General features: G+C 69.2%; 20 protein-coding genes and 1 pseudogene. 10 read left to right on the plus strand and 11 right to left on the minus strand.

Going from position 1 to position 20,216, the window contains the following annotated elements:
- Nucleotides 1–4: 4 nt before the first annotated feature.
- The 3 genes from FMP39_RS14930 to FMP39_RS14940 all read right to left on the minus strand — a co-directional run bounded on the left by FMP39_RS14930 (nt 5) and on the right by FMP39_RS14940 (nt 2,566).
- Nucleotides 5–208 (minus strand): hypothetical protein, encoded by a 204-nt coding sequence (locus FMP39_RS14930; RefSeq protein ID WP_141590627.1) that lies wholly within the window; start codon nt 206–208, stop codon nt 5–7.
- Nucleotides 209–546: 338 nt separating this feature from the next.
- Nucleotides 547–1,158, minus strand: coding sequence for a YdeI family protein (locus FMP39_RS14935; protein WP_141590629.1), 612 nt, complete (start codon nt 1,156–1,158; stop codon nt 547–549).
- Between the two features lie 46 nt (nt 1,159–1,204).
- Nucleotides 1,205–2,566, minus strand: a complete 1,362-nt coding sequence (locus FMP39_RS14940) for a hypothetical protein (RefSeq protein WP_141590631.1) — start codon at nt 2,564–2,566, stop codon at nt 1,205–1,207.
- A 74-nt stretch (nt 2,567–2,640) separates the two neighbouring features.
- Between FMP39_RS14940 and FMP39_RS14945 the strand changes: the two genes are divergently transcribed.
- On the plus strand, nt 2,641–3,948 hold the full coding sequence (locus FMP39_RS14945) for an MFS transporter (RefSeq protein WP_141590634.1): 1,308 nt from the start codon (nt 2,641–2,643) through the stop codon (nt 3,946–3,948).
- A gap of 13 nt (nt 3,949–3,961) precedes the next feature.
- Here FMP39_RS14945 and FMP39_RS14950 read toward each other — a convergent pair whose 3' ends face one another.
- Nucleotides 3,962–4,156, minus strand: a complete 195-nt coding sequence (locus tag FMP39_RS14950) for a hypothetical protein (protein ID WP_090494403.1) — start codon at nt 4,154–4,156, stop codon at nt 3,962–3,964.
- Nucleotides 4,157–4,458: 302 nt separating this feature from the next.
- Between FMP39_RS14950 and FMP39_RS14955 the strand changes: the two genes are divergently transcribed.
- The 3 genes from FMP39_RS14955 (at nt 4,459) to FMP39_RS14965 (ending at nt 7,295) form a co-directional block, all read left to right on the plus strand.
- A complete protein-coding gene (locus FMP39_RS14955; RefSeq protein WP_141590636.1) occupies nt 4,459–5,457 on the plus strand; it encodes a bile acid:sodium symporter family protein in 999 nt (332 codons plus the stop codon).
- 126 nt (nt 5,458–5,583) lie between these two features.
- The gene (locus FMP39_RS14960) at nt 5,584–6,138 is read left to right on the plus strand and encodes a DUF2378 family protein (RefSeq protein WP_228558002.1); all 555 of its coding nucleotides are present in this window, start codon (nt 5,584–5,586) and stop codon (nt 6,136–6,138) included.
- 80 nt (nt 6,139–6,218) lie between these two features.
- Nucleotides 6,219–7,295, plus strand: a complete 1,077-nt coding sequence (locus FMP39_RS14965) for a hypothetical protein (RefSeq protein WP_194858408.1) — start codon at nt 6,219–6,221, stop codon at nt 7,293–7,295.
- 30 nt (nt 7,296–7,325) lie between these two features.
- Here the strand turns inward: FMP39_RS14965 and FMP39_RS14970 are convergent, their stop codons facing one another.
- From FMP39_RS14970 to FMP39_RS14985, 4 genes are all read right to left on the minus strand, one after another.
- The gene (locus FMP39_RS14970; protein WP_141590642.1) at nt 7,326–8,369 is read right to left on the minus strand and encodes an alpha/beta fold hydrolase; all 1,044 of its coding nucleotides are present in this window, start codon (nt 8,367–8,369) and stop codon (nt 7,326–7,328) included.
- Nucleotides 8,366–9,937, minus strand: a complete 1,572-nt coding sequence (locus FMP39_RS14975; RefSeq protein ID WP_141590644.1) for a GMC oxidoreductase — start codon at nt 9,935–9,937, stop codon at nt 8,366–8,368. The genes FMP39_RS14970 and FMP39_RS14975 overlap by 4 nt, the downstream gene beginning before the upstream one ends.
- A gap of 12 nt (nt 9,938–9,949) precedes the next feature.
- A complete protein-coding gene (locus FMP39_RS14980; RefSeq protein WP_141590646.1) occupies nt 9,950–12,313 on the minus strand; it encodes a GMC oxidoreductase in 2,364 nt (787 codons plus the stop codon).
- A gap of 151 nt (nt 12,314–12,464) precedes the next feature.
- Nucleotides 12,465–13,940: an ELWxxDGT repeat protein gene (locus FMP39_RS14985; protein WP_141590661.1), complete on the minus strand. Its 1,476-nt coding sequence runs from the start codon at nt 13,938–13,940 to the stop codon at nt 12,465–12,467.
- 314 nt (nt 13,941–14,254) lie between these two features.
- On the opposite strand from FMP39_RS14985, the gene gspG reads away from it, so the two are divergent.
- A complete protein-coding gene (gene gspG, locus FMP39_RS14990; protein WP_141590663.1) occupies nt 14,255–14,707 on the plus strand; it encodes a type II secretion system major pseudopilin GspG in 453 nt (150 codons plus the stop codon).
- An 18-nt stretch (nt 14,708–14,725) separates the two neighbouring features.
- Here the strand turns inward: gspG and FMP39_RS14995 are convergent, their stop codons facing one another.
- The 3 genes from FMP39_RS14995 to FMP39_RS15005 form a co-directional block, all read right to left on the minus strand.
- Nucleotides 14,726–15,427 carry a glutamine amidotransferase gene (locus tag FMP39_RS14995; RefSeq protein ID WP_141590665.1) on the minus strand — a complete coding sequence of 234 codons (702 nt, stop codon included), beginning with the start codon at nt 15,425–15,427 and terminating at the stop codon, nt 14,726–14,728.
- A gap of 40 nt (nt 15,428–15,467) precedes the next feature.
- On the minus strand, nt 15,468–15,746 hold the full coding sequence (locus FMP39_RS15000) for a hypothetical protein (RefSeq protein ID WP_228558003.1): 279 nt from the start codon (nt 15,744–15,746) through the stop codon (nt 15,468–15,470).
- An 85-nt stretch (nt 15,747–15,831) separates the two neighbouring features.
- Nucleotides 15,832–16,686, minus strand: a complete 855-nt coding sequence (locus FMP39_RS15005) for a DUF1588 domain-containing protein (protein WP_228558004.1) — start codon at nt 16,684–16,686, stop codon at nt 15,832–15,834.
- A 114-nt stretch (nt 16,687–16,800) separates the two neighbouring features.
- Between FMP39_RS15005 and FMP39_RS15010 the strand changes: the two genes are divergently transcribed.
- From FMP39_RS15010 to FMP39_RS15035, 5 genes and pseudogenes are all read left to right on the plus strand, one after another.
- A complete protein-coding gene (locus FMP39_RS15010; protein WP_141590667.1) occupies nt 16,801–17,061 on the plus strand; it encodes a hypothetical protein in 261 nt (86 codons plus the stop codon).
- A 104-nt stretch (nt 17,062–17,165) separates the two neighbouring features.
- Nucleotides 17,166–18,787: pseudogene (locus FMP39_RS15015) on the plus strand (amidohydrolase).
- A 193-nt stretch (nt 18,788–18,980) separates the two neighbouring features.
- Entirely contained in the window at nt 18,981–19,220 is a 240-nt protein-coding gene (locus FMP39_RS15025) for a hypothetical protein (protein WP_141590672.1), read from the plus strand.
- Nucleotides 19,221–19,386: 166 nt separating this feature from the next.
- Entirely contained in the window at nt 19,387–19,581 is a 195-nt protein-coding gene (locus FMP39_RS15030) for a hypothetical protein (protein ID WP_140875347.1), read from the plus strand.
- Nucleotides 19,582–19,855: 274 nt separating this feature from the next.
- On the plus strand, nt 19,856–20,092 hold the full coding sequence (locus FMP39_RS15035) for a hypothetical protein (RefSeq protein ID WP_141590674.1): 237 nt from the start codon (nt 19,856–19,858) through the stop codon (nt 20,090–20,092).
- The last annotated feature ends 124 nt before the right edge of the window (nt 20,093–20,216 follow it).

The following is a 20,216-nucleotide window of genomic DNA, read 5'->3' on the forward strand; positions in this document are numbered from 1 at the left end:
CCGCTCATCGTATGTCAGCCGCGCCCCCCTCGATGACCGTCAACTGGGGCGCCGCCTTTCGCTCCGGGGCGCGGGCCCCGGACACGCTCTGCCCTCCCGTCGCCGTGCGCTCGGTGGAGGAGGTGCGGGGTTGGCTGGCCTGAGACACAGCGCGGCGCGGCGCGGGCCGCAGTGGCAAGCCGAAGTACAGGTACATGTCGAGCAACATGGATTGACTTCCCCTTGGCGGATGCGTGGACGCTGAAACGCATCCGGCCTGGAGCAATGGTGATGCCACCGGCTGTCCGGCCGTTCACCGGGGCGCGCCACTTCGCGAGGAAGCGGCGAAACGCACCGTGCCATGGGCTCCAGGTGCTCTTTCGTGAAAAAGGATGAAGTTGCGTGAGGCAAGCGCGGAGGCGACGTGCGCGTGAAGCCACCCCGAGGGGCCGGGTCACCGCCGGGGTTCCGGCAGGGTGCCGGATTTCCGGCAGGTCCGCCGCACGGCCCTCCGGCACACGGGCGGCGCCGGGTATCGGCATGGGACTTGCCGGGGCTCGTCCCCGTTCATGCCTGCAGCGATTCGTGCCGGGCCAGCATCTCGACGAACTGTTCGATTCGCCGAGCCCGCGTCTCCGCCTTCTTCGCGGTGTGGACGCGCCACAGGATGGCGTACCGGTTCGCTGCGTTGAGCGTGGCGAAGAACGCGGCCGCCTTCGCATTCGCGGCCAGGGCGCGGGCCAGGTCCTCGGGCACGGTGGTCTTGCTCTGGGATTCGTAGGCGGCGTCCCAGCGGCCATCCTGCTTGGCGAGCGCCACGGCCTCCATGCCCGCCGGCTTCATCCGGCCCGCGGCGATGAGCGCTTCCACCTTCTCGCAGTTGATCTTGGACCAGACGCTCTTCGCGCCCCGGGGAGTGAACTTCTGGAGCCACGCGGTGTCGTCGAAGGCGTTCTTCTGACCGTCAATCCAGCCCCACTCGAGCGCGACGTCGACCGCTTCGGCGTAGGTGACGGATTCGATGCCCGAGCCCTTCTTCGCCAGCTTCAACCAGAGGCCGCGCGACGAGGCATGGTTCGCTGCGAGCCAGGACGCCCATTCCGCGGGCGACGCAAAGGCAATCGTGGGGAGCTCAGCGGCGGGGGCCTTCTTCGCGGCGGCCTTCTTCGTCGGACTCATGGTGGCGTCAGCGGATAGCACGGGCCGCCAGCGCCTCGCCAACAACCTAAGGAGGACCCTCCGCCGCCGTCTTCGTGTCGCCTCCACCGCCCAGCAGCTTCTCCTTCAATGCGCTCAGGCCCTTGCTACCGGCGGCCCGCACGCCCTCGAAGGAATCCCCCGCCGCGCGGGCGAAGTCGTCCATGGAGCGCTGCGCGAGCCCTTGACGGACCCGGTCCATCCACAGGATGGGCGCCAGGACCTGCCCTGCCCGCTCCGGTCCCAGGAGCGTGACGAGAATCTTCTCCGGGCCCCCCGCCCTCGCCACGAGCGCCTGTCCCAGGATGGCGGCGGCCCGCGCCTGGAGGAAGATGGGCAGCCGTTCGCCGTGCTTGCGCATCGCGTCCGCGCTGGCCTGGAGGTCACGCCGCTCGGTCTCGCCCAGGTACGGACTCTTCGCCAGGGTGTCGAGGTAGCGCGCGGATTCGTCGTAGCGCTCCCGGCGGAAGTGGATGAAGGCCCAGCCCCACCACGTCAGCTCATTCTCGATGCCAAGCCTCTCCAGGGAGCCCAGGCCCCGCTCGATGTCGTCCTCCGCCGCACGCTCGCGCTTGAGACCCATGCGGTTCCAGGCCCGCAGGAAGTACCCCGTGGCGAGCAGCGTCTCGCGAACCTGTGCCGGCGTGGCATTCCGCATCGCTGGAAAGTCGCTGGCGGGCATCGCCTCGGCTTCGGACAGGAACGCATTCAGCTCCTCCTCGGCCGCGTAGTGATAGCCCGCGCCGCAGAAGGCCATCCCCCGGCTGCCGCGAACCGACACGCGCAGCCCTGGCGGCCACGCGGGCTGAGGCGTGGCGCGCGACAGCTCATAGAGCACCAGGTCGGTCGCGGGGACGCGGTTGCCCGAGTCCGCCGCATCCAGCACGAACCACAGCGCGGAGAGGAACGCGTGCTCCTGGCCCGCGTCGTAGCCCGGCAGCGGAGGCGGCTGGTCTGGCTGAAAGCGGTTCCACAGGAGGGGGAACTCGTCTTCGTCGCGCTGCTCCAGCGTCTTCTTGGCCTTGTAGAAGGCGACGCCCAGGTCCAGGTACGCCTTCGCCACCCGGAGCGCTTCTTCGTCGGAGGCAGCCTTCGCCGGCAGCTCCCGCGTGGTCGCCAGCGTCTGCCAGAGCGCGGCGATTTCAGCGGGAGCGTTCGGCTGACCTTCCGCGCGCATCGTCAGCTTGAGCGCCCGGTATGGGACCAGCGAGTAGGCGTCGCGAATGCGCGCTTCGATTTCCTCCCGCTCCTGTGCGGCTCGCTCCGCATCGGACTTGCGGCAGCCGCCCAGGACCGTCAGCAGCATCACGGCGATGACGCGTCCCAGGAGGCGTGGAGCCGAGCGTGGCGTGGAGACCTGGTTCACCCCGTCCTTCGCGTCCTTGTTCATCGGGAAAAGAAGGTATCACGGCGACCTTGGCGTACCCATGCCCCTGCCGCCTTGGGAGCCGACACAGTCAGACGGTGGCGCGCGACGGGCCCGTGGATTACAGCGCCGCCAGCATGACTCATCAGGCTGCGGCTTCCGGGCTCTCCATCTTCCAACATCGAGACTTCCGCTTCTATCTGCTGGCGCGTCTGTGCGCGGTGCTGGCCGTCCAGATTGAGTCGGTGGCCATTGGCTGGCAGGTCTACGAGCTCACGGGCAGCGCGCTCGCGCTCGGATACACGGGGCTGGCGCAGTTCCTGCCGTTCCTGTCGCTGTGTCTGGTGGGCGGCCAGGTGGCGGACCGCGTGGACCGGCGGACCATCCTGGCGGTGTGCCAGACGGTGATGCTGGTCTGCAGCCTGCTGCTGCTCGCCTTCACCTTGGGCCATATCCGCGACGTGCGATTCGTCTATGGCGTCCTGGTGCTCTTCGGCGCGGCGCGCGCGTTCCATGCCCCGGCGGGCTCCGCGCTCACCCCGCATCTGGTGCCGCCCGAGCACCTGACCCGCGCCGTGGCCATCAACTCCACCACGTGGCAGGTGGCCACCATTGGCGGCCCGGCCGTGGGCGGCATCCTCTATGGCTGGATCGGCGCCGCGGGGGCCTACACGGCCTCCGCGACGTTGTGCGCCCTCTCCGTCATCTGGATTCTCATCCTCAAGGTGCGGACCGGGCGCGCGTCCGCCGAGCCCCTCTCCCTGTCGACCCTGGTCGCGGGGCTCGGATTCGTTCGACGGCAGCGCCTGCTGCTGGGCAGCATCACCCTGGACCTGTTCGCCGTGCTCTTCGGTGGCGCGGTGGCGCTCCTGCCCATCTATGCGCGGGACATCCTGCACACGGGGCCATGGGGCCTGGGGCTGCTGCGCTGTGCGCCCGCGTTCGGCGCCGCGGTGGTGGCCGTCTTCCTGGCCATGCGGCCCATGGGCGGCAACACCGGCCGGAAGATGTTCATCGCGGTCGCCATCTTCGGCGCGGCCACGCTCGTCTTCGGGATGAGCCGCTCGCTGCCCCTGTCGCTGGCGGCGCTGGCGATAGCAGGCGCCGCGGACATGATCAGCGTCGTGGTCCGCCACACGCTGGAGTTGATGGCCACCCCGGACGACATGCGCGGCCGCGTGGGCGCGGTGAACATGATGGCCATTGGCGCCTCCAACGAACTGGGCGAGTTCCGCGCGGGCGGGTTCGCCGAGTACGTGGGCGCCGTACCCGCGGTGGTCGCGGGCGCGGTGGGCACGCTGGCGGTGGTCGCGCTCTGGGCGTGGGCCTTTCCCGAGCTGCGGCGGGTGGACCGCCTGGAGTCCTTCGCGCAGGCGAAGGAGCCTCCAGCGGCGCCCGCGAGTTGATGGCCCGCGATGCTCAAGCCTGCGCGCCGTCGTAGCTGACGCGCAGGCCCCGATGGGTCACGGTGATGAGGGGGCGGCCCAGCCAGCCACAATGGCGGCACACGGCGCTGGGACCGGAGGCGGTGACGCGCACGGGCAGGTCCGCCGCGCAGACGGGGCACCCCTCGGGAAGCGTGTAGTCACGCGAGCTTGCGTTCACTTCGGTCATGTATTTCAGGTAACGCAGTCGCGCGTCGCCGCAAGCAGCCGGCCAGGCACGCTGGCGTGCAGCCGGCGCTGGGCACGCCAGACAGGCCGCTGGCGCCCGCACTCCCTGCGCAGTGAGGCTTCCGCCACTGCGAGGCCGATTCCGTGAGCCACACCCGAGGCTCGTGTGCACCGACATGAATGCGGCTTCATGTTCATCTCGGAATGGTGGAGCATGGTGCTGGCGCCGGCAGTGTCTCCACCTGCCCGCCCCGCGCACTCCGCGGTAGAGGTCCGCCGCTGCCCGGAGTAAGGGGGGCAAACATGCCCCTTCGCCTCGTGAAACGACTTGCCCGGGACTGGTTCCTGCTGGGGATGTTCGGCGCCGTCATCCTGGCCGCGCTCTTCCCGGAGTTCGGTACGTCGGGCGGGCCGATGCACGCGGACGTCGTCGCCGACGTGGGCATCTTCGCGGTGTTCCTGCTCCACGGCCTGGGCCTGCCCGCGGCCCAGCTCCGCGCGGGCGTGGTGACGTGGCGGGTCCACGTGGTGGTTCAGGTCTTCACGTTCGTGGTGTTTCCACTGCTGTGGTGGCTGGGCGACGTGCTGGTGGGCCGCTGGATGCCAGCGGACCTGTCGCTGGGGCTGCTCTATCTCTGCGCGGTGCCGTCGACCATCTCCTCCTCGGTCGCGATGACGGGCGTCGCCCGAGGCAATGTGCCCGCCGCCATCTTCAACGCCAGCTTGTCCAGCCTGCTGGGCATCGTGTTGACGCCGCTCATCATCGGCCTGTTCGCCAGCGCCACCGGGCACTCCCTGCCCATGGGCCAGGCCATCCTCAAGCTGTCGATCCTCCTGCTGCTCCCCCTGGCACTGGGGCAATTGCTGCGCCCGCTGGTGGGCGGCTGGTTCGCCCGCTACCGGCCTTACACGAATGCCTTCGACCGGGTGGTGATCCTGCTCCTCGTCTATTCGTCGTTCTGTGACTCGATCACCTCGGGCCTGTTCTCCGACTACGGCGCGACGGTGCTGGGCGTGGCATTCGTGGGCGCGATGATCATCCTGGCCATCGTGCTGATGCTGACCACGCGGACGGCTCGGGCGCTGGGCTTCTCCAAGGAGGACGAAATCACGGTGGTTTTCTGTGGGTCGAAGAAGACACTGGCCTCAGGGGTTCCCATGGCGCGGCTGCTCTTCGGCGCCAATCCCGCCCTGGGGCTCATCGTCCTACCGTTGATGTTCTATCATCAGGCCCAGCTCCTCGTGTGTTCGCTCCTGGCGGAACGCTACGCGAAGCGCCCGGCGGGACAACCTGCCGCGTAGGCCTCGGTGCGCATCCCCGGCGGACCGGCACTGTGATAGGTGCGCAAACCACGTATGTCAGAGCCGCACAGAACGTCAGGGGCCTGGCTTGACCCAGCCGGTACAGCCCGGGCTGGAATGCACTCCATGGCCGAACGACTCGTCTTCCCGCCCATCGTGGAAGGGCTCTTTGTCCGGGGGCTCTCCGGGCGGGTGACGCCCCTGCTCAAAGAGCAGTTGCGAAGCGAGGGACTGGACCTGGACCGGCCACTCCTCCCCGCCTACTCCCTGGAGTCGTGGATTCGCTGCGTCACGCTGACAGCGAAGGCGCTGCACCCCCAGGAGCCCGACGAGGTGGCGTGGCGGATGCTCGGCGAGCGGATGATTGATGGTTACCGCGACACGCTGATGGGCCGCGCCCTGCTCGGGGTGATGAAGCTGCTGGGGCCCTGGCGGATGCTGTCGAAGGCACAGCACGGATTCCGGACGAGCAACAACTACACCGAGGTCCGCATCACGGAGACGGGACCGACGGAGGCCGAGGTCTGGCTCAACGAGCCCGGAATGCTGCGCTACTTCAAGCAGGGCGTCATGCTCGCCATGTCCCGGGCCGCCGGTGGCGTGGCCGCGTCGGTGGATGTCCGCACCTTCGACGAACACTGCGTCACGTACCGCGTCTCCTGGAAGGACTCGGGCCGCTGAGGCAGCTTGCCCTGGGGGCCGCCCCTCTGCGACGGTAGTCCCGCGATGGCGCTCCGGCGCCGTTGGTGAGGGGGGACGATATGCCGTCGAGCGAGCGCGCCAATCTTCCGCGCTGGAAGGGGCAGCAAGGCTTCTTCGAAATCTGGTTCCTGTGCGTGCTCGACCCTGGGGGCGAGCGCGCCTGGTGGTTCCGCTACACGATTTTCACCCCCGCGCCGGGAGCCCCCGGCGAGCCTCGTGCCCTGCTGTGGGCGGCGGCCTTCGACTGCGCCACCGCCACGCCCGCGCTGGGGCTGAAGGCCATCCATCCCCTCTCCCGCTTCTCCTCCGAAGCCTCGGGCCGCTTCGGCATCCGGATTGGTGACGCGGAGCTCGCGCCGGGCCGGTGCCATGGCCGCGTCGCCTCGGGAGGCCATTCCATCGAATGGGATTTGCGCTACACGCCGGAGACCGCGGAGGCGGTGCGACGCGCTCCTCGGGGCGCCGACCTGCTGCCGCTCACGACGCACGTGGCCCATGCGCATGACGACATCGCCTTCACCGGCGCCGTCACCGTGGATGGGCACCGGTATGACATCCAGGGCGCGCCGGGGCTCCAGAAGCACTTGTGGGGGCACCGCCGGCTGGAGGAGCTGACGTGGCTCTACGTGCCACGCTTCCAGGAGGACCCGGAGGCCCGCCTGGAGGTGCTGTCCGTGCGCTCCCGCCAGCATCCGCTCAGTCCCCGGCTGTCGCCCATCTACCTGCGCACCGCGCGGCGGGAACACCGGTTCCACGAGGCCCCGGACATGCTGCTCACACGCCTGCAGTCGCCGCAGCCGGGTGAGTTGTGCTTCCAGGCCCGCTCGGCCACCGTGGCCGTGAAGGGCCGCGCGTGGTGCGATCCCAAGACACTGGTGGGCTACGTCTACCGGGACCCGACGGGCTGGGACGTCCATGTGGCCCAGAGCGACGTGGCCACCTGTGAGCTGGAGCGCTTCACCCGCCCCCATCCCTTCGCGGCGTGGAGACCGGATGGACGGCTCACGTCCACCGTGGGCGCCCTGGAGTTCCACGCGCCCGAGCCCCTGGAGGGCGTGCGCTACATCGGCTGGGATGAGACGTCAGTCTCGGATGCAGCGGGCGAGGCACCGCCCGCGGTGGCCGAAGGCGCGTAGCGGCGCGAGTGCTCAGGGCGCCGTCTCCGCTCAGGCCATGGCCTCCAGCGCGTCGCGTATCACCGGATACGTATCCTGCGACGCAGTGCTCCCCATGAAGGTGTCCAGGTGGCCGTACCCCGCCAGAACCTTCCGCCGGTAATACGACGCACCGTTCTCTTCGCGCAGCCACTCGTAGGTGAGCTCCGTGGACGCGGGCATGTACGTGCCATTCTGTTCTCCGGACACGAAGGTGATGGGACGCTTGAGGTGCTCCGCGCGCAGGTACGACGGCGGCCGCTCACGGCCATAGCGCCGGAGGTTCTCCTCCCGGCCATGGTCGAAGCCCACCGCGTAGCCCGAGCGGGCCATCTGCGCCAGGTGACGGAACGTCAGCATGTTGCAAGGGCCGAACTGCTCGTCGAGCCGGTCATGCGTCTCCCGATTGATGCGCGCGTGCCGGAAGAGCTGCCCGTACATGAACGTCAGACGGCGGCAGACGGTGCTGTCGCATTCATGACGCCACAGGTCCACGAAAGCGCCGAAGGCGGCCTGGAACAAGGGGCTGCTCGGGTCCTCGTCCGGCGTCAGGTAGTCGCGGGTGATGTCCAGCACGTCCGGCAACCGCAGCATCGCCTTGAGCTGCGTCGAAGGCGGGACGATGTGGTGCAGCGCCACCTGCGAGGCGACCACGCTCTGGACGTCCGGCAGCAGCCCCGCCGCCATCGCCATGAAGAACGTCGCCGAGCCCGCGCAGTGCACCACCGCCTGCACGGAGTCCGCGCCGGTGCGCTCGCGGACCCACCGGACGGCGGCGGGCATGTCGTGGCGGGCGGCGTCATCCAGCGTGAACTGCCGCAGCGGCAGCTCCACGCTGGCGCGCCAGTCCAGAAGCCAGGTGTCGTAGCCGTGGCGCACCAGGTGCTGCACGAAGTTCTCCCGCACCGTGGGCAGCATGAACATGCCGCTCCACACCCCCGCGCCATGGACGAGGAGGACAGGCCCCTTCGCGCCGCCCTGGTAACGCGTGAGCTGCAATGGAACGCCGTCGCCCGCGGGAAAGTCGTGCCTTTCGGCGGAAGGAAGCGTGTTCATGAAGCGCTCCTCGAATGGGATGAGAATCCGTGCACCACGGCCTCGGCGATGCGCTCGGCCACCGCGCTGATGGTCATCACCGGGTGGAAGCCGATGGCTGTCGGGATGACGGAGCCGTCCGCCACGTGCAGCCCGGGATAGTGGAAGACCTCTCCCTCGGTGGACACCACGCCGCGCTCGGGAGCTTCCGCCAGATGGGCACCGCCAAGCGAATGAACCGTGAAAGGCCGCTTGAAGAGCTGCCAGGTGATCAGCGGCGCGAAGGTGGCACCGTACTGGGCCGCCAGGTCCCGCATCGCGTCCGTCATCCGCCGCACCAACTCCGCGTTCTCCCCGGCGAAGTCCCACGACACGTCGAGCTGCCCGTCATCGAGGTGCATCCGGCCGTTGGCGTTGTCCTGGCCGATGCCGAACAGGTTGGACGTGCGAGCCGCATCCACGTTGGTACGCAGGGGCCGGCTCATCAGCCCCTTCTTGAGCGCCGCGTGAACGGCCGGTCCCAGGCAGGTCCACAGCGGTGCCCCCAGGCCCTGGAGCCGTCCGAGGTTCGGCTGCCCCAGGCCCGCGAGGACTTCCGTGGCGGGCTGGTTGAACGTGGCCGTCACCAGCGTGAAGCGCGGCTGCCGGTCGGTGAAGCGCATCACGGTGGACACGTCGGGGCCCACCCATGGCTGGATGTCCTCGCGCGCGCCCTGCATCGACGCCAGGAAGTCCCCGTTGCCCGAATAGCCGTGGCCCAGCCGCCGGCTCACGCGAGGCAGCGTCCGCGCGACGTCCCGGCTGCGCAGCAATATCTCCACCGTGCCCAGCGTCCCCGCGGCCAGCACCACCCGCGAGCCCTCCACGGTGTGCCGCTCTCCCGACACCAGGTCCTGGCAGTGGACGCGGTACCCATCCCGCACCGGCTCCACGTGGGAGACGAGCGTGCGGGCCAGGACCAGCGCCCCCAGCGCCTCCGCCCGCGCCAGGTACGTCAGGTCCATGGTGTTCTTCGCGCCGTGCTGGCAGCCGAACTCGCACTCGGCGCAGAGCTGGCACACGCGCCGGCCCGGTCCCGGCGGCTCCGAGAAGGCCACGGCCACGGGCGGGTCGAAGGTCTCGCGCCCCATGCCCCGGGCCGCGCGCTGGAAGAGGTCGCGCTTGCGCAGCGGCATCGAGGGCGGCACCGGATTCAACCGCAGCTCCCGCGCCACCTTGTCGAAGTAAGGCTCCAGCGAGTCCCGGCGGTACGTCCGGGGCCAGCGCGGGTCCTCGAACACCTCGGCGTCCGGCCGCACGTGGACGTTGGCGTAGATGAGCGAGCCTCCGCCGACGCCGCTGGCCGTCACCGTGCCGATGCCGGACAGGAAGCGCACGTCATAGAGGCCCTGCGCCTTGCGCCGCGTGGCATGGCGCCAGAGCACCTCGTCCGTTCGCGTCACGTCTCGGGGAAAGTCACCGGGCCGGTAGCGCCTGCCGCGCTCCAGGACCAGCACGGACTTACCCGCCTGAGCCAGGCGCAGCGCGCTGATGGAGCCCCCAAAGCCGGAACCCACGACGACCACGTCGTACCGCGATGCCTTCGCCACGATGCGCCTCTCTTACTCCAGCTTGGTTCGCGCGAAGACGTCCCAGAGGTTGCCCATGAACATGCTGCCAAAACGCTTCAGGGCCTGAGCCTTCGCCAGCGGTGATGTCGTTCCCAGCACGGCGAAGGTCGTGAGCTGCTGGAGGAAGTCCGGCATGCCCAGACGGATGATGCCGCTGGCCACCGCGGGCGCATGCCGGTCGTTGCCCCGACGGATGACGGTGTAGAGCGTGGACGTGTCGGTCCACATGTCGAAGCCGTCGTCGTCCCGGACATGCTTGTAGCCATCCAGCAGGTACTGCTGGCCGTCCAGGCCGGTGAAGGGCAGCAGGTAGAGCATCCGACGCTCGTAGTAGCTGTCCGTGTCCACGAAGAGGTTGAAGACGCCGTGGTCCACCTTCGCTCCGCCAGGAGGCGTGAGGCCGTGGACGTGGACGGTGCCTTGCGCGATGCCGGAATGGGCCTTCTCCGCGAGGAAGCGGTCCAGGTTGGGCAAGGTGATGGTGAGGATGAACTCGGCCACCCTGCCCTCTGACTTGCCCTCCTCCTCGGCGCCCGCGTAATCCGTGTCCGGCAGGTGGCCGTGGTTGATGAAGCCGCGCATCCGCTCGGTGAAGCGGAGCCCCACCACGGGCGTTGGCGACAACACCGTGCCTCCCTCTGGAATCACCACGCTCCGCATCGGATCCTCTCTTGGCACCACCCGCGTGGGTGCCACACTCGTGCTCATCCGCATCGACGCGCGGAACGGTTCCGCCGCCGCCCGGCCCGAAGCCGTTCCGGCCCGCTCAGGGGCGGTCCAGGTGGGGTTCCCCAGCACCTGCCGGATGGCGGCCTCGACGTTGCGCTCCGCCACCGCGGCGATGGTGGATGACGGGTTCACCCCGGTGCTCGCGGGCAGCGCGGCGCCATCCAGCACGTACAGCCCAGGGTGGCCGTGCACCTCACCGTCCGGGTTCAGCACACCGTAGGCCGGCTCCTCCGCCATGGTGCAGCCGCCCAGGTTGTGGACGGACACGGGGATGTGAAGCCGATCCCACAGGGGGTTGAAGACGGCGCGCGCCCCGAGCGCCCGAGCGATGTCCTGGCAGATCTGCTCCTGCGTACGGTACAGCGGCAGGTTGGAAGGCACGTCCCAGCGCACCTCCATGTCCCGAGTCAAAGGTCGCAGCGAGAGCCGCCCGTTGGCGCGATCCCTCCCCATGGCCAGGAACACGGCCTGGAAGCGCCCGCGCTCCTTGCCCATGACGGTTTCAGGCGTGGAGCGCCGGCGCAGGGCGCGGACCAGTTGCTTCTGGAGCAGGTCCGCGGGGACACGGAAGTCCCGGCCCATGTCCAGCACCTGAAGCAGCCCCGCCGCCTGTCCGGGGTGCCCGCCCTCCTGGAAGAGGAACCACGTCTTGTCCGCGCCCTGCCCCTGGTCCACCACCAGGCTGGTGGTGATGGTGGGGCCCTCGGACGGGTCCCACACCTCGCGCGTCTCGAAGGCGAAGGCCAGGAAGTCGCCGTTGGCCGAATAGCGGCACCCCAGCCGGTCGCTGATGCGCGGGAGCGTGCCCCATTGGTCGCGGCAGCGCAGCAGCAGCTCCGTGGTGTTCACCGTGCCGGCGCACAGGAACACGCGGCGGGCCTCCACGGTGCGCTCGGCGCCGCCCGCGGCATGGTCGGTATAGGTGACGCGATAGCCCGCGGGAGACAGCGGTTCGATTCGCGTGGCCTCCGCCTGGGTGGTCATCTCCGCGCCCTGCTGTTCAGCGACGGCCAGGTAGTTCAGGTCCAGCGTGTTCTTCGCGCGGACGTTGCAGCCGATGTCGCATTCGCCGCAGTAGTTGCAGCCCTCCTGGGCGACGCCGAACTTGTTGGGCATCGGCTCGCCGGCGGGGGCGAAGCGTACGGCGAGGTCCGGGTAGAAGAACTGCTGCTCGCGGCCGAGTTTGCGCGAGACCTCCCGCATCCGCTTCGCCTTGGTGGGCAGGCCACGCGCGGACGCGGTGATGGGCTGGAGGTCCAGCATGTACGCGACCAGGTCGTAGTACGGATCCAACGCGGCGCGGCTGTAGACCTCCGGCCAGTCGGTGTCGAAGGTCTCCGCGGGCGGGCGCAGGTGAACGTTGGCGTAGATGAGCGAGCCGCCGCCGTAGCCCGCGGCCTGGACAATGCTCATCCCCGGTAGCAGCTTCACGTCGAAGAGGCCCTGGCCGTACCGCCACAGCCAGCCGTTGAGCGGGTTGCTCCAGTCGCGAGGAAAGCTCCCCTTCGGGTAGCGCAGGCCCCGCTCCAGGACGCGCACGGTCAGGCCCGCCTGTGCCAGCCGGCAAGCCGCCACCGCTCCCCCAAAGCCGGTGCCAATGACCAGCGCGTCGTACGTCGGCGCCATGTTCCCCCTCGTCGAGACCTGTCCCCGCGGCAGGTTTCAACTGACACCTTATTAACGCACGAGGGTCTGATCCTTCGACCTCCACCCATCCGGGGAACCCAACCCCTTGGAATCGTTGTCACCAAACGGGGCTGGGCGTGGGCGCCGAAGCTCAGTAGGCGTGGTGCTGCCTGCACTCCCCCTCCGGACGGAACGGCAAGGCCCACAGCTCGCGTCCAGTCTTCCCGTCATCCGCCGAGAAGAACACGTCCCAGCCCGAGCGCACGAAGTCGCGCGGCGACGAGGAAGCGCTCCCGTGCGCCAGACCTCGCAGCGCCTTGGTGCCCGAACGGGTGCCATCGCTCACCCAGGGCTCGTGCCCATGCACCCCATCGCTCGCGGAGAAGAACAGCGTGCCTTCAATAGAGGCCAGCGCTTCGGGATCCGAGGAGCCACCACCGGGCGCCAGATCCTTGAAGAGCCTGGTCCCCGAACCGGTGCCGTTGCTCACCCAGAGTTCACGTCCCTCTCCGGAGCCATCATTCGCGGCGAAGAAGACTCGCGACTTCAGAACCGCCAGAGAGCTTGGTGAGGAGCTCATGGGCCCTGGCCAGATGTCCTTCACCAGATTCGTGCTTGCAGTCGAACCATTGCTGCTCCAGAGCTCCTCACCCTCTGGCTCACCTGCCCCGGCGCTGAAGACGACACGTGAGCCCAGCGCGACCAGATCGTGCGGATACTCTCCGTAGAAGTACCGCAACTGGTGCGTGTTTGAGGCGGCCCCATCCGTCTTCCACAGACTGGCCTCGCCCTCGTCGTTGTCCACGAGGAAGTAGAGGCGCGACTTCACGGCCAGGAGATTGAAGAGAACGTTGTCGCCCGCCCGGGTGAGGACGGGAACGGCGCCTGGTACTCCCGTGCTACGCCAGAGATGCACCTCGTCGCTCATGGGCCCGTCCTTGGCCCCGACGAAGTAGAAGGCGTCGTTGCCCACGCGAACAAAGCTTCGCGGGAAGGAGCTGGCGGGTCCGGGCTCGATGTCCTCGAAGAGGTACGTCCCCGCGTCTGTTCCATCACTGCGCCACACTTCGTTTCCGTGCACGCCGTCGTTCGCGCCGAAGTACAGGACACCACCGAACTCAACCAGCAGGGGCTCACTCCGCCTGATGAAGGGGGACGGACGGCGAATCCCATCCTCCGGCCCCGGGTAGATGTCCTTCACCAGGTACGTGCCGGCCGACGTCCCGTCGGTCACCCACAACTCGTAGCCGTGGACGCCGTCATCCGCGGCGAAGAACACCCGGTTCCCCACCCGAGTGAGATTCGAAATCTCCGACCCCGCCAACCCTGGGTAGATGTCCTTCACCAGTGACGTGCCGATTCCTTCCGTTCCGCTGCTTCGCCACAACTCGCGCCCATGCACCCCGTCGTCCGCAGTGAAGAAGAGGACCCGGTCGCCGTGGATCAGATCGGCCGGATTGGACCCCGCGGGGCCAGGATGGATGTCCGCCAATCGAACAGCCTCCTTCCCGCACAGCTCCCACTTCTGACTCAGGGCGGACTCCTGACTCGTGAAGTCGGCATCATCGACTTCGGTGCCACAACCCGCGGCGCCCACGAGAATGAGGAGTGGAAGATGGGGCTTCATGACTGCCTCCGTTGACGGTGCGGTTCATCCGCGCCGAATCCGGAGGGTGAGAGTCATGCGTACCCGCATCTACCTGCGCAGGAGTGGCACTCCGCGCGTGGAAAGCGACAGTCGCTCACGCGGCGCAAGCGGAGACAGCGGCGCGTGCGGTCAGGCACGGCGACTGCACTGGCGAACGTCCGCGCCGGGCGTCGAAGTCCTGCTCCAGGCGCACGCAACCCGCGGCATGTGCAACGCCCTTGCACCGGCAGACATGACGACACGTCGGCCACGCACGCGCCGGACACAACGTCACACGAGGTCACAACTCAAAGATGAATCCAACCCAGCAGAAGCTGAACGCTCGGCGTCGTCACGTTCGCGGATTTACGCTGATTGAAATCATGGTCGTCATCACCATCCTCGGGCTCATCGCCGCGGCGGTGGGCGTCTCCGTGATGTCGAACCTGGAGGAGGCCAAGCAGAAGACCGCCGCCCTGGACATCAAGACATTGGAGACGGGGCTCAAGCTCCACTGCATGAAGACCGGCAGCTTTCCGGAGACCCAGGCCGGTCTGGAAGAACTCCTCCAGGCGCGCTCGCTGGAGCGACTGCCCCAGGACCCGTGGAACCGCGACTACGTGTACATGAATGAGGGCGGCAGCCCTGTCATCCTGTCGTATGGCGCGGACGGTGCCCCAGGGGGTGATGGCAGCGACGCGGACATCTCCTCCCAGCTGGAGTCACCATCCGCGAGCGCGGCCCGCCGCCCCAAGGGGCTCCGTTAGTCCGAGCCCTCGAGCACGTCAGCGGCCCGCCGCCACGCGCGCGAAGTGGTGCGCGAGGCGGTGCAGCACCTCCGTGTTGTCGGCCTCGGCCGCCTTGAGCTTGGGCAGCTGCGCCTTCAGCTCCTGGAGGTTCTTTCCGCGTTGCTGGAGGCTGTCCGCCTCGAGGTCAATCCATCTCCCCAGTTCGCTGGCGGTCAGCTCCAGGTGGAACTGGAAGCCGTAGGACGTGCCCAGCCGGAAGGCCTGCTGGGTGTACCGGTCCGTGGACGCCAGCAGCGTGGCGTCCGGGACGGGCGCATAGGAGTCACCGTGCCAGTGCGCCACCACCGTGCGCGGACGGGCCCCGGACAACACGGGGTCCTTCTGCGCCTCCGGCGTCCATCGCACCGGGCCCACGCCCACCTCGAAGCCATTCTTCCCGGGGAACACGTCCGCGCCCGCCGCCGCCGCGAGCATCTGGGCGCCCAGGCAGACGCCCAGGCACGGGCGCTCGTACGCGAGCCGCTCCATGAGGATGCCCAGCTCCTGCCGTAGGAAGGGATGCTGCTCGGATTCGTAGACGGCCATGCGGCCGCCCATGACGACCAGCAGCTCCGCGTCCACGTCCTCCCGGCGCACGGCGCGGAACCGGTTCACCAACGTGAAGCCCGCCGCCTGCAACACCGGCCCCAGCAAGCCGGGCCCTTCGTGCTCCTCGTGCTGGAACACCACCGCGCGCATCGACGTCACCTCCCAAGCCGCGGGCGCCCTGCCCACCGGCTCAATCGTATTCGCAGGACGTGCAGATGTTGAGGCAGGTCCCCACCTGCTCTCTGTACTCCTTCACACATTCCTGGTTGGAGGCGCAGTTCACGTCGCTGGTACAGCCGGGCTCGCAATAGCTGAGCGCGGCGTCCGCGCAGTACTGCCCCGGCTGGCAGGGGTCATCGCCCATGAAATCCCCGCACTCGGTGTACCCGGGCTGAAGGGGCGCCATGACACAGGCGCTGCTTCCCAGCGCGAGCAGGGCAATGACGGCGGGCCAGAGACGGGTACGCATCGAAATACCTTTCGGGAGCAAGCGGAGGATGCCCGCTTGCTCCCGACGGCCGTCCGAGCGCCGTATTCACGGCCCGTGCGTCGTTCTACTCCGCCGCCGGCACCGGGCAGCGGTTGCGGAAGCTGTCGCTGAGGGCCACGGCCACAAGCAGCTCGGGGAGCCGGTGCCCTCCCGCCGAGAAGCGCGTGTCCACGTAGCGCACGGTGGCCTCGTCCTCGTCCGTCAGCGCGCGGCCCAAGCCATAGGCCAGTGCCTGCCGCGTCATGCACGTCGCGAAGGCCGGGTCGCCCTTGAGGATGGTCGCCAGCTCACGCGGTCTCTGGAACGACACGCCCTTGAAGTTGCCCGTGGCGTCCACCGGCGAGCCGTTGTCCGTCTCTCGCCAGGCCCCGGCCGCGTCGTAGTTCTCCAGGCCGAAGCCGATGGGGTCCAGCGTGTCGTGGCAGCTCGCGCAAGCGGGGTTCGCGCGATGCAGCTCGGTGATCTGCCGCAGCGTGGAGCCCGGGGGCACCTGCGTGGGCAGCGCCTCCACACCCGGAGGCGGAGGAGGAGGCTCCTGGCACAGCAGCTTGCCCAGCACCCACTTGCCGCGAAGCACCGGCGAAGTGCGCGTGGCCAGCGACGCCTGCGCCAGCACACCTGCCTGGCCCAGCACACCGCCGCGCCGCCCGTCGCCCGTGCTCACGCGCGTGACGGAGGCGGAGCCCGGGCGAGGCAGGCCGTAGTAGTCCGCGTCCAGCAGTTCCAGCGCGCTGCGGTCCTCATTGAGGAAGGCGCGGAAGAAGCTCTCCCCTTCCTCGCGCATGGCGCGCTTGAGCTCGGAATTCATGCCGGGGAACAGCGACGGGTCCGCGGTGATGCCGTCCACCTTCCGCAGGCCCAGCCACTGGCCGGCGAAGTGGTGGCGGGTCCCCCGCCTTCCACCACACCCGCCGGGCATCGGGCCGGGCGGTGCAGTCCTCACTGCGCAACGTCGGCGCCAGTTGCTTGCGGGCAGGCCGCCCCCTACTTGCCCACGAGCAGCACCTTTCCAGCAGCACCCCAGGAGACGTCCATGTCGAAACGGAAGCCGAAGCTGACCAAGAGGAACTTCGCCGAGGTGATGGCGAACATCCGCGAGCACTCCTCCGGGGATGAGGAGGCCGCTGACGCGTACGTCGCGACGCTCACGAACCTGCTGGAGCTCCACGTCGCCGGGAAGAATCCCAGCGCCGACGACCTGGTGGCGACGCTGGACATGCTGCTCGACGACATGGCGAACGACGAGTTCTTCGACGAGGACGCGCCCGACCCGCGCGACCCGCAGCGCGACTGACACCAGCAGCACCCGCCCGGGGGCACGCCCCTGGGCCGCGTGACGGGCACGTGACGCCCGTCCCACGCAGTCCCCCACGCAGCAATCACAACCGGAGTCCCCCGATGCGATTCGCCGCAGCACTACTCGTGTGTCTTCTCGCCAGCGTCCCCGCGCTCGCCCAGCAGTCCACCCTCTACGAGGGCGGCAAGGTCTTCACCGCCCGCGACGACCGGCCCTTCGTCGAGGCGTTCGTGGTGCGCGGCGGCAAGGTGGCCGCCACCGGCAGGGCGGCGGACCTACGGCTCTTGTTCCCCTCTGCGCGCCGGGTGGACCTGGGCGGACGCACGGTGGTGCCGGGGCTGGTGGATGCGCACAGCCACGTCGCCCCCCTCGGCCACCCGTCATGGTTCGTCAACGACCCGAGCTTCGCCCCTGGCCCCGGGCCGACGGCTGACGAGGTGGTGGCTCTCGTGGCCGCGCGCGCCGCGACAGTGCCGGCCGGTACGCCCATCCTCGTCATCGTCAGCACGGCTTGGTACGCGACCGCTGGCGAGGACCCGCGCGCCCTGCTGGATGCCGCAGCGCCGCACCACCCCGTGGTGGGCGTGGACTGGTCGGGCCACGGCAACACCATCAACAGCACCATGCTCGCCATGGCCGGCTACGTGGACGGCGCGCCCCACCCCTACGGCGGACGCCTCTCCCGCGACGCCACCGGCAGGCTGACGGGCGACGTCCAGGAGTTGGCCGAGGTTGCCATCTTCAAGGCGCTGGCGGAGTTGCTGCCGACCGAACTCTACGCGGGGGCCTATGCCCAGTACGCCCAGGACGCGGCCGCCCTGGGCTACACTACCACCTTCGACATCCCCTTTGTCCTGAGCGACGAGCGCGCCGCCCAGGTCCACGCGCTCCAGCCCGTCGCCCACTTCCTGCCGGTGTGCATCATCGACACCGAGGGCGAGCAGTGCCAGCCGGGGCCAGACGGCGCCATCCGCCGCAAGGTGTTCCTCGACGGTGGCCCAGTGGACTGCTCGACGCACGTCACCGTGCCCTACCTGGCGCCGGAGACGTGCCCGGCGGCTGGCCCCGATTGGCTGGGCCTGGAGGACATCACCGACGCGCAGCTCGACGGCGTGTTGGCGGACGTGCTCGCCCGCGGCGGCCACCTCCTGGTGCATGCGCTGGGCAACGGCGCCGTGGAGCAGCTGCTGACGCGACTGGAGTCCCAGCCCTCCGTGGACTGGAGCAACCGGGTGACGCTCGAGCACGGCGACCTGGTGACGCCCGCCCAGGTGGCTCGGGTGGCGGCGCTCGGCATCCCCGTGGTGCAGAACCCCACGCACATCCCCGCGCTGCTGCCTCTGTTCCCGCTGCGGTACGAGCCGACCCTCTACGCCGAGTCCCAACCACTGCGCTCCCTACTGTCATCCCCTTAGCGTTCGGCTCGGACACGTTCGGCAGCCCCACCAGCCCCTGGGTGGATGTCCTGCTGGCCGTGGCTCATCCGGGCCGCCCCTCCGAGAGCATCACCGTGGCTGAGGCCGTGACGGCGTACACCCGGACGGCGGCCACGGTGCGCGGCATCCCTGGCGGCTACCTCGCCGCCGGTCAGCCCGCGACGTTCGCGGTGCTGTCGCAGGACGTCTTCACCGCCCCGCTTGAAGCGCTGCCCCTCACCTCGTCGGTGCTGACGGTGGTGGACGGTGTGACGCGCTGGAGCACCGGAGCGCTGTCCGCGCGCTGAGCGGCCTCCCTCGCAGGTGACGTGAGCGCCGGCGGTGCTGCCCAGGCCGCCCGCGCTGTTTCCCCCAACCCGTAGTCCTGGAGTGACGCTGATGCGCTGGATGCTGTTGATGACGATGGTTGTGATGGCTGGGTGCGCGAGCCCGAAGCCCAGCAGATTTTCTGCCGCCCAGAATCGGAGGGCGCAGGCCTCGATGGATTGCTTCGACGCGGCCGAGGAGCAGGTAGCCCGCGGTGACTACGCCGGCTGGTCCTCCGGTGAGACGACGTGCCTCCAGCGCTTGGTGGCCGCCGACTGCGCCAGCAAGGCGTGGGCGCTGGACGGGGACCACCAGTCCTCCGAGGCAGCCGCGCGCTACCAGTCCCGCGTCATCGAGGGCTGCGGCGCCGACCTCACCGAGCGGGTCCGCGCTGCGTTCGAGGCCTGGCTCTGAGCTTCACGGGGCTGGGTGCCTCTCCGCCGAAAGTTGAGCGCGCCGCGCAGCTCGTCAACGGCGCGCAGGAGGCACCATGCCTTTCCACCCCACCCCGCCTGGCGTTGTCCCATGGCAAGCCAGGTCGGGTGCTGTACGGTGCCGCGCACCGACAGGAGAACACGCCTTGCCCCGTCACGATCCCAAAGAGACCCCGCCCGAAAAGCGCCGCGCCGAAAAGGGCAGCGTGGTCTTGAAACAGCTAGTCCGCCACACCCTGCAGTCAGCGGCTGACCTGGAAGCGCTGGCGAAGCGCTGGAAGTGCAATGAGGCCGACGCCGTCCGCCGGGCCCTACGCGAAGCCGCGGAACGGGGCGAGTAGCGGGCCGATGTGCGGGGAGCGGAGCCCCACCGCGCTGTTACTGCCACGCCCCAGCCGACGTGCGCCGACAACGCGCCCGTCGCCCAGGTGGAAAGCGCCTCCGCCACGAGCGACGGCGGCGCGTCCGTCCACCTCTGAGTCCCCGGGTGCCGCGGCGCCGTCACCTACGAGTGGCCAGCAGGCACCTGCCTGGTACAGCCCCGCGACGTCCCCGTGCTGGTGGCGCTCCTTCCCCGCACAGCCCAGGCTGACTGGGAGGCAGTGGGAGGCGCCCGTGCTCCGTCACACCCTGACGCACGCGCTGGAGGACCTGCGCCACCGGGTGTCCGCTGGCAGCCCCAGCCTGACGGTGGCGCTCCGCTACGTGCAGCTGTCGGACAGGGCCCGCGTCGAGTGGGTGAACTGGGTGGAGGCGAAGAAGGCCGTCTCCCACTGCGAGGGCCCGCGCTCCGCCGGCGGCCTCGGGCTCAAGGCATGGGAGGACGTCGGCGGGCTGACGCAGCTGGAGTGAAGTTGCCCCGGTTTCGTGGAGTTCCACCCGCTGTGCGAAAAGGGTCCCACGATGCCGAAGTCACGTCCCCCATACCCGCCGGAGTTCCGTGAGCGGGTCGTCGAGCTGTTGAAAGCCGGCCGCT

The organism is Myxococcus sp. AB056, from assembly GCF_006547365.1.
Classification (GTDB): Bacteria; Myxococcota; Myxococcia; order Myxococcales; family Myxococcaceae; genus Myxococcus; species Myxococcus virescens.

What these genes read in the sequence shown, in the direction of transcription:
- FMP39_RS14970 (WP_141590642.1), bottom strand. Translation starts at nt 8,369, where the DNA reads ATGAACACGCTTCCTTCCGCCGAAAGGCACGACTTTCCCGCGGGCGAC.
- gspG (WP_141590663.1), top strand. Translation starts at nt 14,255, where the DNA reads ATGAATCCAACCCAGCAGAAGCTGAACGCTCGGCGTCGTCACGTTCGC.
- FMP39_RS14965 (WP_194858408.1), top strand. Translation starts at nt 6,219, where the DNA reads ATGCCGTCGAGCGAGCGCGCCAATCTTCCGCGCTGGAAGGGGCAGCAA.
- FMP39_RS15005 (WP_228558004.1), bottom strand. Translation starts at nt 16,686, where the DNA reads ATGCCCGGCGGGTGTGGTGGAAGGCGGGGGACCCGCCACCACTTCGCC.
- FMP39_RS14980 (WP_141590646.1), bottom strand. Translation starts at nt 12,313, where the DNA reads ATGGCGCCGACGTACGACGCGCTGGTCATTGGCACCGGCTTTGGGGGA.
- FMP39_RS15025 (WP_141590672.1), top strand. Translation starts at nt 18,981, where the DNA reads ATGGATTGCTTCGACGCGGCCGAGGAGCAGGTAGCCCGCGGTGACTAC.
- FMP39_RS14985 (WP_141590661.1), bottom strand. Translation starts at nt 13,940, where the DNA reads ATGAAGCCCCATCTTCCACTCCTCATTCTCGTGGGCGCCGCGGGTTGT.
- FMP39_RS14930 (WP_141590627.1), bottom strand. Translation starts at nt 208, where the DNA reads ATGTTGCTCGACATGTACCTGTACTTCGGCTTGCCACTGCGGCCCGCG.
- FMP39_RS14995 (WP_141590665.1), bottom strand. Translation starts at nt 15,427, where the DNA reads ATGCGCGCGGTGGTGTTCCAGCACGAGGAGCACGAAGGGCCCGGCTTG.
- FMP39_RS15010 (WP_141590667.1), top strand. Translation starts at nt 16,801, where the DNA reads ATGTCGAAACGGAAGCCGAAGCTGACCAAGAGGAACTTCGCCGAGGTG.
- FMP39_RS14955 (WP_141590636.1), top strand. Translation starts at nt 4,459, where the DNA reads ATGCCCCTTCGCCTCGTGAAACGACTTGCCCGGGACTGGTTCCTGCTG.
- FMP39_RS14960 (WP_228558002.1), top strand. Translation starts at nt 5,584, where the DNA reads ATGGCCGAACGACTCGTCTTCCCGCCCATCGTGGAAGGGCTCTTTGTC.
- FMP39_RS14935 (WP_141590629.1), bottom strand. Translation starts at nt 1,158, where the DNA reads ATGAGTCCGACGAAGAAGGCCGCCGCGAAGAAGGCCCCCGCCGCTGAG.
- FMP39_RS15000 (WP_228558003.1), bottom strand. Translation starts at nt 15,746, where the DNA reads ATGCGTACCCGTCTCTGGCCCGCCGTCATTGCCCTGCTCGCGCTGGGA.
- FMP39_RS14940 (WP_141590631.1), bottom strand. Translation starts at nt 2,566, where the DNA reads ATGAACAAGGACGCGAAGGACGGGGTGAACCAGGTCTCCACGCCACGC.
- FMP39_RS14950 (WP_090494403.1), bottom strand. Translation starts at nt 4,156, where the DNA reads ATGACCGAAGTGAACGCAAGCTCGCGTGACTACACGCTTCCCGAGGGG.